Source organism: Corynebacterium suranareeae (genome assembly GCF_002355155.1).
Classification (GTDB): Bacteria; Actinomycetota; Actinomycetes; order Mycobacteriales; family Mycobacteriaceae; genus Corynebacterium; species Corynebacterium suranareeae.
Genome location: NZ_AP017369.1, coordinates 1,122,761 through 1,135,701, shown reverse-complemented (window position 1 = coordinate 1,135,701; position 12,941 = coordinate 1,122,761). Strand labels below are relative to the sequence as shown.

Below are 12,941 nucleotides of genomic sequence, written 5' to 3'. Positions count from 1 at the left end.
ACTAGCTCACTTCCCTGCGGTACCTAAATAAATAGACTGCACATCTGGATTCGCCTGGATCTCATCAACCGAGCCTTCACACAAGATCTGGCCGCGATTCATCACAGTGACGCGAGTGGCAAACCGGCGCATAAATTCCATGTCGTGCTCAACAACTAAGACGATGCGACCATGAGCCACCTTCTGTAAAAGCTCACCTGTTGCAATGCGTTCCTCCTCACTCATGCCGGCCACCGGCTCATCGAGCATGAGCACTTGAGCGTCTTGGACCAACAGCATCGCGATTTCCAACCACTGCTTCTGCCCATGCGAAAGGGTGCCCGCCTGCGCATTAACAAGATGATCAAGACCAGTGACATCCAAAGCATGTTCAATGCGTGGGTTGATCTGGTGCCGCACTCCCAACAGTGCACGCAAAGGACGGTGAATCCCGCACGCAATGTCCAAATTTTGTAAAACCGACAACTCTTCAAAAACACTGGCTGTTTGGAATGTACGTCCCACACCCATTCGTGCGATGCGATGAACCGGGGTTCCTAGAATCTCCGTGCCATCCAAACTCACTGACCCTTGCCCCGGCGCTAACCCGCTGATGGCATCGATACAGGTAGTTTTTCCTGCACCGTTGGCTCCGATAAGAAAATGTACATCACCGGGAAGTACTTGGAAACTGATCTCATTTACGGCGATAAAAGATCCGAAAGCAACTTTGAGGTTGGTAATTTCAAGGCTCATGATTGCGTGGCCTTTCTGCTGCGTTTAAATGTTATTGATGCGATTCCACCCGGAAGCAAAACGATGACGATGACCAAGATTGCGCCTTGGAAATACGACCACATGCTGGGAAATGTTTGGGCCAAGCTAGATTCCACCCACCCCAAAACAAGGGCACCAATTACGGGTCCAAAAAGTGAGGCCCTGCCACCAGCAGCCACCGCGATAACAAACACGATGGACGGAACCACACCGATTTCAGCTGGGGAAATAATGCCCACGATCGGAACAAATAGTGCGCCGGCAATACCTGCAATCATTGCGGCAATCACGTACGCTGCTGTCTTGATCAGCGCGGGATCATAACCTAAAAATCGCACGCGTTCTTCGGCATCTCTAGTGGCCACGAGCAATTCTCCATAGCGGCTGCGCATGAGCCAATATGAGATAGCCACCAACCCCAGGAGGACCGCGACTGCCGTGAAGTAAAACATGATGCGGTTGATGGGGTCATAAACCGCGAACCCCATAAACGATCTAAAACCCGATAAACCATTGGAACCTCCGAGTGAATCTTGCTGACCAACCAGCAACACCACAACGGCTGCGGCTAATGCCTGGTTCACGATCGCGAAGTAGGCACCTTTGATGCGTCGTTTGAAAATGGAAAACCCAATAACAAAAGCTAGGATTCCGGGAACTACAAGCACCGCAGCAAGTGCGATAGCTGGATGGGCAAAAATGGACCACCATGCTGGAACAGGCGCGCCGCCAAAAAGTTGCGCATCACTAAACAGCATGTGCATCGCCATGATGTACGCACCAATTCCAAAGAACACGCCCTGGCCCAAGGTGAGCATTCCACCCCTACCCCAGGCCAAGCCGATTCCGACTGCCACGATGGCATAACACACCAACCGCGACATCAACGTCAGCTGAAAAGTAGACAAAAACAGCGGGGCGCACAGCAACACAGCGGCGAGTCCGGCCAGGCCCAGCGCAGCCACGCGCAGCGTGGGAGCATTAACGACGCTAAGTTTCGGCTTCACGCTCTTTTTTGCGGGTTTTTTCAATTGGATGCTCATACGAGGCTCCTAGTTTGAGTTTGGAAAAGTCCTTGAGGCCTAAACTGCAAGAAAGCAACCACCGCGATAAGGACAATGAACTTAGCTAGGCTCGCCCCTGTCGTATATTCCACAAAGGCCTGCATTATGCCCAGAGCAAACGCCATGATCACGGCACCTTTGACGCGCCCAATGCCACCGGCGGCAACAACAAGGAATGCATCCACAATGTAGTTTTGGCCAATTGTGGGGCCAGTCGCCCCGATCAAAGTGATGGCAACACCAGCGATTCCGGCTAGTCCAGATCCCACGAAGAAAGTCATACGGTCGGTCGCGCGGGTATCAATGCCTGTGGTTTCTGCCAAGTCACGGTTGAGCACCACTGCGCGGATGCGTCGGCCCCACGCTGTTCGGTTGAGAAAAATAGCCAGTGCGGTAACCGAGGCAATGGCCAGAGCCAAAATAAACAATCGTGCTGTGGGAACCAGGACACCGAAGATTTCAACGTTTCCACGCAAAAACTCAGGGGCCCGAACATCGACTGCGGGAGCGCCGAAAATATCACGTGCCACTTGCTGCAGTATCAAACCAATTCCAAAGGTGGCCAACAGCGTATCTAGCGGCCGGTGGTACAGGTAGCGAAGCAAGAACTGCTCCAGGACCACTCCGAAAAGCCCACCAATGATAAAGGCCAAGGGAATACTGACCAGCAGCGAGATTCCAGCAGCCCCCACAACAAGTTGAACAACAAACGCGGTATAGGCACCAACCATGATGAATTCACCATGCGCCATATTGATCACGCCCATTTGCCCAAACGTCAGGGACAAACCTACGGCGACAAGCAGCAGCACGGAGCCGACTGAAAGCCCTGCGACCAGCTGATTAAATAAAATATCCATGAGCTCACCTTTAAGACGTAGCGGAGGTAGTGTTAGCCCAGTCGTAGGACGATAAGAACGGATCAGGATCAACGGGAGAATCTGTTTCCCAAATGGTGTCGATCAATCCATCAGGGCGAATTCGACCAATGCGCGGGGTCTTTGAGATGTGGTTGTTATCCCCATCAACCACCACGGTTCCTTCCGGTGCGGCAAAGGTCGTTCCATCGGCGGCTTCCTGAATTGCAGCGACCTCAAAGGAGTCGGCCTTTTCTACCATTTCTTTCCAGAGGTACAGGCTGGTGTAGGCAGCTTCCATCGGATCAGAGGTCACACGATCCTGGCCGTAAAGCTCCTTGAAGTTCTCCACAAAGGTCGCATTTTCTGGTGTATCCACTGTTTGGTAGTAGTCCCACGCCACCAGTTGGCCTTCGATATTGGCAGTGCCAATGCCACCGACTTCTTCCTCAGCAATGGATACGGACATCACAGGTAGCGTGTCGGCGTTGAATCCAAGGCTGTTGTACTGGCGGAAAAATGCCACGTTCGAATCACCGTTGAGGGTGTTAAACACGGCGTCGGCGTTGGAATCGCGCATGCGGTTGGCAATCGTGGTGAAGTCAGTAGATCCCAAAGGTGCGTAATCTTCCCCGACGATTTCCATGCCGTTGGCTTCTGCGTAGTCCTTGATAATCGAGTTGGCAGTGCGTGGGAAAACATAGTCTGAACCAACGAGGAACAGGCGGTTGAGGCCGTTTTCGCGCAAATAGTCAAGGGCAGGAATGATCTGCTGGTTGGTGGTAGCACCGGTGTAGAAAATATTTGGCGAAGATTCCATGCCCTCGTACTGCACTGGGTAAAACAGCAAGGAGTTATTGCCCTCAAAGACTGGAAGCATTGCTTTGCGGGAGGCGGACGTCCAGCCACCGAACACCGCTGCAACACATTCTTGTTGGATGAGGCGCTGGGAACGCTCGGCAAAGGTGGCGGGTTCGCTGGCGCCGTCTTCTTCAGAAATCACCAGTTGTTTACCCAGGACACCGCCGGCTGCGTTGATTTCATCGGCAGCCATGTGCAGAGACTGATTGACGGTGGTTTCAGAGATTGCCATGGTTCCAGACAAGGAGTTGATGAAACCGATCTTGATGGTGTCACCGGATGTATCCACACAGGAAGCAGCGGTGTTGCTCGCGGTTCCATCTGCGGAGGTTGCATCCACTGCGCGGGTGCATGATGCCAAGGCCAGCGTCATTGCTGAGACGGCCGTGATGGTGAGTACTTGTTTACCAATGAGACGGGTCATGGATACCTCCGAAGTTCAGGTTTCTATAGCTCTATAGTTTTTAGAGTTTCTGTCAGCCTATAGGTAATTGTTTTTGAGCTTAAATGTGGTGATGTGCATTACATTTCAGTCACCCCCGAATTGGGGACGACAGGGGGAGGCGTCGATAAGCAGGCAACGCCGGCGCACAAAATGCCTGAGCTGGGGCGACTATGGCCGAGCGCCTACAACCCGCTATTCTTGATATTCATGAGCACCGCCAATTCCGCCACCACTGCCACAACCGCCGCAGAGGCGCACCGCCGCAGAACATTCGCCGTAATCGCACACCCCGACGCCGGTAAATCCACCCTGACCGAGGCATTGGCGCTGCACGCACACATCATCTCCGAAGCCGGCGCCACACACGGCAAAGCAGGACGCAAAGCGACAGTCTCCGACTGGATGGAAATGGAAAAAGACCGCGGCATCTCCATCGCCTCGTCCGCACTCCAATTCGAGTACGCACCAGAAGGCCACGAAGGCGAACCCTTCATGATCAACCTCGTTGACACCCCAGGTCACGCCGACTTCTCCGAAGACACCTACCGCGTGCTTATGGCCGTCGACGCCGCCGTCATGCTTATCGACGCCGCCAAAGGACTTGAACCCCAAACCCTCCAACTCTTCCGCGTCTGCAAAGCCCGCGGACTGCCGATCATCACCGTGATCAACAAATGGGACCGCGTCGGCCGCACCCCACTCGAGCTCGTCGACGAAATCGTCAAAGAAATCGAACTCCAACCAACCCCACTATTCTGGCCAGTCGGTGAAGCCGGCGACTTCCGAGGACTTGCCCGCATCAACAACGACGGCGAAGCCGAAGAATACATCCACTTCACCCGCACCGCCGGCGGCTCCACCATCGCCCCAGAAAACTTCTACACCCCAGAAGAAGCCACCGAACGCGAAGGCGAAGTCTGGGAAAACGCCACCGAAGAAGCCGAACTCCTCGCCGCCGACGGCGCTGTCCACGACCAAGAACTCTTCCTCAACTGCACCACCTCCCCACTGATCTTCGCCTCCGCGATGCTCAACTTCGGCGTCCACCAAATCCTGGACACCCTCTGCCAACTCGCACCATCGCCCGCCGGCCGCGACGCCGACCCCAAAGCACTTGAAGCCGCCACCTCCGCAATGGATGAGCACCGCGACACCACCGATGATTTCTCTGGCGTCGTATTCAAAGTGCAAGCCGGCATGGACAAAAACCACCGCGACACCCTCGCCTTCATGCGCGTAGTCTCCGGCGAATTCGACCGCGGCATGCAAGTCACCCACTCCCAATCCGGCCGCAGCTTCTCCACCAAATACGCCCTCACCGTCTTCGGCCGCACCCGCTCCACCGTCGAAACTGCCTTCCCTGGCGACATCGTCGGCCTCGTCAACGCCGGCGCACTCGCACCAGGCGACACCATCTACGAAGGCCGAAAAATCCAATACCCACCAATGCCGAAGTTCGCCCCAGAGCACTTCCGCATCCTGCGCGCCAAATCACTTGGCAAATACAAGCAGTTCCGCAAAGCCCTCGAGCAGCTGGATTCCGAAGGCGTTGTCCAGATCCTCAAAAACGACCTGCGCGGCGACGCCAACCCAGTCATGGCTGCGGTCGGTCCGATGCAGTTCGAAGTGATGCAGGCCCGCATGGAAGTGGAATACAACGTCGAAACGGTTGCCGACCCAATTCCTTACACCGTCGCCCGCCGCACAACTGCCGAAACCGCACCTGAACTGGCGAAGCAGCGCGGCGTGGAAATCTTCACCCGCACCGACGGAGAGCTGATTGCCCTGTTCAGCGACAAGTGGCGCCTGTCCTTCATCGAGAAGGAGCACCCTGATTTCGTGCTGGAGTCGCTGGTAGCTGAGTAATTTACTTGTCGGGAGTGTGCTTGTCGACGTCTGGGTTGTTGGTGGCTGGGGTCTGGTGCCTCGGGCTGTGGGCAGGGGTGTGTGCCCGGTACCAGGCACACTACAGCGGCTGGTAACAGGCACAGGCTAAAACAGGGTATCGACAGCAGGACTAGACACATCACCCGGTACATCGTCTGGTGGTCCTGGTGGATCCGGTGGTGGGTGGTGTGGTGGTTGGTGGTGTGGTGGTGGGCCGTGGTGTTTACGTCTCGCCCACGCACCACCTGAACTATCTGATGCAGCAGAGCGGTTACACACCGGACCTGAACCATCCGCAGGATAATGCGCTGCCCGACCTGTATCAGGATCGCGGTCCATATAGCCTTTCCCATTGACCCCACTACGTGAATCATCAATACGGGGATGATGGTTATAACACTGCTGGGTTAAGTTCACCAGGTTGGTCAACCCACCTTTAACCCACGGGTCAAGATGATGAACCTCGCACTCTAACTGCGGGCGATCACAATGCGGGGCACTACACACTAACTCTGAGGCGAACAACGCAATCCGCTGCATGAGATTCGCTGAGCGTTGCATCCGGTTAACATTCAACGCTTGCCCGGTTGGTCCATCAAGCAGCACAGCGAAGTCGTATTTCGCAGCGATCAGATTCATGATTTCTGCCAGGTTGAGTGCGTACCCGGTGTTGGTGGGGTACAGCTTGTTCAGTGGGCTGCTACCACCATTACTGTTAGTGGGGTCGGTGGTGTTGATGTCGTTGATGTCATCGGTGGTCATGGAGATGATGATGCTGGCTGTGCCACCGCGTGCTGGGGTAACAATGCCTTGGTTGTAGATCTCCATGATGTGGTGCAGTGCGTCAGCATGGCGTTGTCCACGGCTGCGGGTATCGTCTGCTGGTGGGGTATCGACCAGGTTGCCGCGTTTGGTTAAGGGTGCGGTGTTCGCTGCGATTAGTGCTGCGGTGGTAGCAGGGATCAGGCCGCTGATGCGGACCATGTTGTTGGCATCGGGTTTACTAAACGCCAGGTAGCGTTTGCTCATCGCGGTGATGCGATCGGGGTGAGCGTTGTTAGCTGTGCGTATTTGGTTGCGTAGCCAGGTGCGTAGGTCTTCTGGGGTGCGCCAGATGGCGTGGGTGAGTGCTTGGTGGCGCAGCTGGTCGTAGCTGGGTGTGGTATTGGGGTTGAGGTGGGTGAGTTCTTCGGTGATGATGGCGTGTTTTTCCGCGCTGATCTGCGACTTGCCACCTGAGCCACCTGAGCCACCATCGGGCTGGTCATTGCCATCAGTGTCATTGCCTGTACCGGTATCCCCTGGGTTGGGTTCTGGGTCAGGGTCATCACCACCGGAATCCCCAGAATCACCACCGGAGTCAGTATCGCTGCCACTTTCACCACTGGTGCTACTGCTGGTTTTGCCTGTGGTGGGGTAGAGGGTGTGGGCGAGGGTGATGCGGTGGTGGGCGCCTTTTTTTGATAGGCCGAAGGTGGTGGTGAGGTAGTCGATGAGGTGGGTGGAGCCGATGGTGTGGGCGGCGTTGGTGCGTTCTGCCAGTGCTGTGGCTTGTGCTGCGATGGTGGCGTGGTGGTTGATGGCGTGTTCGAGTGCTACAAGGTCTGGCTCGAGGGGTGTGTAGTGCTCGAGGGTGACACCGTCAGCGTCTAGTAGTGCTGCCAGGTGATTATCGATGGCGTGTAGTGCGGTGGTGATTGCGTTGACGTGGGTGCTAATGCTCATGGTGTCCCCCCTTTCCCTGTGGGTCCCCGTTTTGTTGTTATCACCTACCCTACCCGCCCATGTGTTCGAACGCAAGGGTGATATGCAAACACTTATTCAATACAGGACGAAGGCAGAATTACGTCCAATCATTCCCTACATTTCCCAAATTTTCCAGGTCACAGAGGGTTATCCCCAGGTATCAAATCCGACAAGCTAGTTATCCACAGGACTAGCAGTCGCAGAACCCGCTACTCCCCTTTTTCCTCGTAGCCTATGAAGTGTCAACCACCCTAAGACCTAAGGAGACACATCATGAAACCAGGCCACTACTACTGCGGGCACTGTGGAGAAACTCATTTCGGGGCTCCAGCACTCAATCTAAAATTCCCGGATCCCGTCATCGAAGCCCTGGAACGTGGTGATCGAGTTTCTACAGGATCTTCCGTCTGTCAAATTTTATACCCGAAGCCTAAACGCCATTTCATCAAATCTAATATCGAAATTCCCATCGATGGCGGTAAGAAAAAGCTTGATTATGGCGGCTGGGTTGAAGTTGAACATGCCGATTTAATCACCTATCTCAATTACCGCAACGGGATGAGAAAGGTTCGCCTCCCTGGACTTCTCGCCAGTAAGTTCCCTGGACTAGAAGATTCGTACGGGACGCCAGTTCTATTGACGGTAAAGCATGAGGACTTCTATCCTCATTTCCAGCCACTGGAGGAAACATCAAGCATGTACCAAGACTTCACCAATGGAATTTCTTCAAGGGAAGCTGACCTAAGAATCAACAGCTGGTTCCTTGCGATCCACGGGTACGTGCATTAACCGAGTGCACTAACCAAGTGCATTACCTACAACATTTACTTCAACATCGAGGCAATACCCATCACACACAACACGAGTGCCACGAAGTAACCAGCCCATTTTGTAACTCGCTCTTTGTTTTTCCCAACCAGCTCAAACAATCTACCAACTGGACTTTCCGGATACTTTCGAACTAAGCCAACGAGAATCGCTACGATAATCGGCAAGCTCAACGCTAAGGTCGCATAGACCACGAGTCCGCCATATTGAATTGCTGGGCCAAAGTTTCCAACACTTAAGTATCCAAGCCCGGCATAAAACGGAAGTGATGTCGCGGACTGGACAATTCCCAAAATTAGTCCAGCTCCAACGGTTTTCCAGCTTGGGGTTTTTACTGGTGCCAGGAATCCATCAAGTTTTCTAGTGCTGTCAGTTTTGGACACCAGAGTGGCTATGAAAGAAACGATACCGGTTGCAAGAAGTATGAGACCAAACCAAATTGAGTCGAGAAAGCCTTGAACTACCCCCTCAAGGCCATCGAAGACGAGCATCACCAAGATACTGAGGAGGAAAACGCCGAGCCAGTCGCCTGCAACTAACAGCGTAGCGATTGGCCCATATTTTCCCTTCCGGGGCAAAAGTGCGGCAATTGCAACAATTATGCCAATGAGCAGGACATTTACTGAGTCCAATAGAGCGAAACTCACGGCATGAAACAATTGGGACACCTTTGATCGACGGCAGTTTTTAGGTTCAAGCAGGGATATACAAGTCGAGCTGCTTAGACATTTCGACATTACCCTTGCTTGAAGAATCGGCCACAATCCCCAATTGTGTTACCGCCTAAACAAATTACCCGTCAAACAAACTACTGCTCCACTGGCGCTTCAGTAACAATAATTCCATCAGAATCTGCGTAAACGTAATGTCCGGGAATGAAGTCGATGCCACCGATCGAGACCACTACGTCCCGGTCTCCTGATCCGGTTTTGGTTGATTTCCGCGGGTTGGTTCCGAGCGCTTTGCAGCCGAAGTCCATGGTGCCGATGACTGCGGAGTCGCGGATTGCGCCGTTGACAATTACTCCAGACCAACCGTGTTCCTTTCCAAGACCGGCAATAATGTCGCCGACTAGTGCAGTGTGCACGGAGGCATCACCGTCGATAACCAGTACTCCCCCAGGGTTGTCCTCACTCAAGATGGATTTCAGCAGCGCGTTGTCTTGAAGGCATTTCACAGTGGTGATCGTTCCGTGGAATTCTTTCAGTCCTCCAAGGTCTTGAAATTGGGTATCGCATGATTGCGCGTCGTCACCGATGATGTCTACGAGGTCTGCTGTTGCAATGAATCCTGGCGTGTTTTGAGTCATGACCACAGCATAGATCGAAAACAGTATGCTTGTCCTGCAAAATCGAGATTTACCCCACAATCCATCCCGAAACCGCCATTGGACACATTGCTCCATCTGAGCTTTAAACCAGCCCTTGCACAAAGCTAAACTTGCACACGTTGCGCAAAATTTCCTTGTCTGCGAAAAATTCCATCCATTTCTCGCAACTCATTTCAGCAACGGCAGAAGTAAAACAACCTCTCCAATCTTTAAAGGACAATTGTGGCAAAATTCCTCTATAAGTTAGGCTCTACGGCCTATCAAAAGAAGTGGCCCTTTCTTGCGGTCTGGCTGGTCATTCTGATCGGCATAACAACTTTGGCTGGCCTGTATGCCAAGCCAACGTCGAGTAGCTTTTCCATTCCTGGCCTCGATTCGGTCACAACCATGGAAAAGATGCAGGAACGCTTCCCTGGCTCAGACGATGCAACGTCAGCGCCAACTGGCTCGGTAGTTATCCAGGCACCGGAAGGAAAAACCCTCACCGATCCAGAGGTTCAGGCTGAGGTAAACCAGATGCTGGAAGAGGTTCGTGCAACTGGTGTGTTGCAGGACCCTGATTCTATCGTTGACCCCGTGTTGGCTTCCCAAGGTCTTGCTGCTCAAATGACTCCTGCTCTGGAAGCTCAGGGTGTTCCTGCAGAAAAGATCGCAGCTGATATTGAGGCGGTGAGCCCGCTTAGCCCGGATGAAACCACTGGCATTATCTCCATGACTTTTGATGCTGATACCGCCATGGATGTCTCTGTGGAGGATCGCGAAAAAGTCACCAACATTCTTGATGAATACGATGACGGCGACCTCACGGTTGTCTACAACGGCAACGTCTTTGGAGCTGCTGCAACCAGCTTGAATATGACTTCTGAGCTCATTGGTCTGCTAGTTGCCGCCGTTGTTCTGATCGTCACTTTCGGTTCATTTATTGCCGCTGGTATGCCGTTGATTTCTGCGATTATTGGCGTGGGTATCGGCATCATGGGCATTCAGTTGGCAACAGCATTTACTGATTCTGTCAACGATATGACGCCTACTTTGGCTTCGATGATCGGTCTTGCGGTCGGTATCGACTACGCGTTGTTCATTGTGTCGCGTTTCCGCAATGAGTTGATTTCGCAGACTGGTTCTAATGATTTGGAGCCAAAGGAATTGGCGCAGCGTTTGCGCACCATGCCTCTAGCGACGCGTGCGCACGCGATGGGTATGGCTGTGGGTACTGCGGGTTCTGCGGTTGTCTTCGCAGGCACCACGGTGTTGATCGCGCTGGTTGCTCTGTCGATTATTAATATTCCATTCCTTACCGTCATGGCGATTGCAGCTGCGATTACTGTTGCCATCGCGGTGCTTGTTGCGCTCACGTTCCTCCCAGCACTTCTCGGATTGCTTAGCACTCGCATTTTCGCCGCGCGCGTGCCAGGGCCTAAGGTTCCAGACCCTGAGGATGAAAAACCCACGATGGGTCTGAAGTGGGTTCGCCTTGTGCGCAAGATGCCGGTTGCATACCTGCTGGTTGGCGTCGTTTTGCTCGGTGCAATCGCAATTCCTGCGACCAATATGCGCCTGGCCATGCCGACTGACGGCACGGCCACGCTGGGCAGCGCGCCACGCACCGCCTATGATTTGACGGCAGATGCGTTCGGCCCGGGCCGCAATGCGCCCATGATTGCGCTTGTCGACGCCACGAACGTCTCAGAGGAAGAACGCCCCTTGGTATACGGCCAAGCAGTCGAGCAATTCTTAAACACCGATGGTGTAAAGAATGCTCAGATCACCCAAACCACTGAGAATTTCGATACCGCACAGATTCTGATTACTCCAGAATTCGATGCCATCGACGAGCGCACTTCTGACACATTGGCTACCTTGCGCGCAGATGTTCAAAGCTTCGAAGATGAAACTGGTGCAACATACGGAGTCACTGGTGTGACCCCAATCTATGATGACATTTCTGAGCGTCTCGGCGACGTCCTCGTTCCTTATGTGCTTATCGTTTTGGTGCTTGCATTCCTCGTGCTGTTGCTGGTGTTCCGTTCCATTTGGGTGCCTTTGATCGCAGCTCTTGGCTTCGGTTTATCAGTTATCGCAACCTTTGGTGCAACGGTGGCTATCTTCCAGGAAGGCGCTTTCGGCCTCATTAACGATCCACAGCCGCTGCTATCCTTCCTCCCAATCATGCTCATCGGCCTGGTGTTTGGTCTAGCGATGGATTACCAGATCTTCCTAGTAACCCGCATGCGTGAAGGCTTTACCAAGGGCAAGACAGCTGGAAATGCAACATCGAATGGTTTCAAGCATGGTGCCCGCGTGGTCACCGCTGCAGCGCTGATCATGGTCTCGGTGTTCGCCGCGTTTATGGCACAAGACATGGCGTTTATTAAGACCATGGGCTTTGCGCTGGCTGTTGCTGTGTTCTTCGATGCCTTCATCGTTCGCATGATGATCATCCCAGCCACGATGTTCTTGCTGGATGACAAGGCTTGGTGGCTGCCTAAGTGGTTGGATAAGATCCTTCCAAACGTTGATGTTGAGGGCGAGGGTCTGACTGAGTTGGATGAAACTCGCACCAAGGAATTGAAGGAAAATGCAGGTGTCGGGGCTTAGAGAAACTAAAAAGGCTGCTACGCGGGCAGCGTTATCACGCGCTGCGGCTAAGATTGCCTTGTTTGACGGCCCCGAGGCGCTCACGGTTGCCTCGATAGCGGCGGCAGCCGGGGTCTCCCCCAGAACTTTTCATAACTATTTCCAGTCGCGGGAAGATGCTCTGTTTGAGTTCATGGTTATTCGGGTTCAAGAATTAACTGCGCAGTTGGATAAATTGCCAGTTGAACTCGATCCCAGGGATGCTATCGAACAGTTAGTTGTCACCCATTTGCGCGATGGCGATAGTGAGTTGAATTCCTTCAGCGCTATGTTTCGCATCGGTGAGATCTTAGAAACTCTAGAGTCAACCACCTGCAGCCTCGACAGAGATGTGTTGATTGATCCGTTGGTGAAATTCCTGAGAGCGAGGGATCCACACCTCGATGAGTTTGATGCTGCTATTTTGATTCACTTGAATGCGGCAGCTATTGCTACTTCTTTGCAAACTTTTTATCGGCACCCTGAGCCTCGGGATGTTGAAGATGGGGTTGCATTGATCCGTCGGGCGTGTAGTTGGATCAAGAGATAAA

At 53.4% G+C, this 12,941-nt stretch carries 11 protein-coding genes; 4 read left to right on the top strand and 7 right to left on the bottom strand.

The features are described 5' to 3' along the window. Positions 1-6: 6 nt before the first annotated feature. The 4 genes from urtD to urtA are packed head-to-tail and all read right to left on the bottom strand — an operon-like array spanning position 7 to position 3,962. Positions 7-735 (bottom strand): urea ABC transporter ATP-binding protein UrtD, encoded by a 729-nt coding sequence (urtD, locus tag N24_RS05385; protein ID WP_096455002.1) that lies wholly within the window; start codon positions 733-735, stop codon positions 7-9. Next, a complete protein-coding gene (gene urtC / locus N24_RS05380) occupies positions 732-1,799 on the bottom strand; it encodes an urea ABC transporter permease subunit UrtC (protein ID WP_096455000.1) in 1,068 nt (355 codons plus the stop codon). Before urtC ends, urtD begins: the two co-directional genes overlap by 4 nt. Further along, positions 1,796-2,680, bottom strand: coding sequence for an urea ABC transporter permease subunit UrtB (urtB, locus tag N24_RS05375; protein ID WP_096454998.1), 885 nt, complete (start codon positions 2,678-2,680; stop codon positions 1,796-1,798). The genes urtC and urtB overlap by 4 nt, the downstream gene beginning before the upstream one ends. Positions 2,681-2,690: 10 nt before the next feature. Further along, positions 2,691-3,962 carry an urea ABC transporter substrate-binding protein gene (gene urtA, locus N24_RS05370; protein WP_096454996.1) on the bottom strand — a complete coding sequence of 424 codons (1,272 nt, stop codon included), beginning with the start codon at positions 3,960-3,962 and terminating at the stop codon, positions 2,691-2,693. Positions 3,963-4,190: 228 nt separating this feature from the next. Here urtA and N24_RS05365 point away from each other — a divergent pair, with 228 nt between their 5' ends. Further along, a complete protein-coding gene (locus tag N24_RS05365) occupies positions 4,191-5,849 on the top strand; it encodes a peptide chain release factor 3 (protein ID WP_096454994.1) in 1,659 nt (552 codons plus the stop codon). Positions 5,850-5,975: 126 nt separating this feature from the next. On the opposite strand, the gene N24_RS05360 is transcribed toward N24_RS05365, so the two are convergent. Further along, positions 5,976-7,595 carry an HNH endonuclease signature motif containing protein gene (locus N24_RS05360; protein ID WP_096454992.1) on the bottom strand — a complete coding sequence of 540 codons (1,620 nt, stop codon included), beginning with the start codon at positions 7,593-7,595 and terminating at the stop codon, positions 5,976-5,978. A gap of 294 nt (positions 7,596-7,889) precedes the next feature. Between N24_RS05360 and N24_RS05355 the strand changes: the two genes are divergently transcribed. After that, on the top strand, positions 7,890-8,405 hold the full coding sequence (locus tag N24_RS05355; protein ID WP_096454990.1) for a DUF2199 domain-containing protein: 516 nt from the start codon (positions 7,890-7,892) through the stop codon (positions 8,403-8,405). Between the two features lie 35 nt (positions 8,406-8,440). Here the strand turns inward: N24_RS05355 and N24_RS05350 are convergent, their stop codons facing one another. Next, complete coding sequence (locus N24_RS05350; protein WP_197702376.1) at positions 8,441-9,091, bottom strand: hypothetical protein; 651 nt, start codon at positions 9,089-9,091, stop codon at positions 8,441-8,443. 161 nt (positions 9,092-9,252) lie between these two features. Next, a complete protein-coding gene (gene rraA / locus N24_RS05345; RefSeq protein WP_096454988.1) occupies positions 9,253-9,759 on the bottom strand; it encodes a ribonuclease E activity regulator RraA in 507 nt (168 codons plus the stop codon). Between the two features lie 237 nt (positions 9,760-9,996). Here rraA and N24_RS05340 point away from each other — a divergent pair, with 237 nt between their 5' ends. Further along, positions 9,997-12,372, top strand: a complete 2,376-nt coding sequence (locus N24_RS05340) for an MMPL family transporter (RefSeq protein WP_096454986.1) — start codon at positions 9,997-9,999, stop codon at positions 12,370-12,372. Next, positions 12,353-12,940, top strand: coding sequence for a TetR/AcrR family transcriptional regulator (locus N24_RS05335; protein WP_408607587.1), 588 nt, complete (start codon positions 12,353-12,355; stop codon positions 12,938-12,940). The genes N24_RS05340 and N24_RS05335 overlap by 20 nt, the downstream gene beginning before the upstream one ends. The last annotated feature ends 1 nt before the right edge of the window (position 12,941 follow it).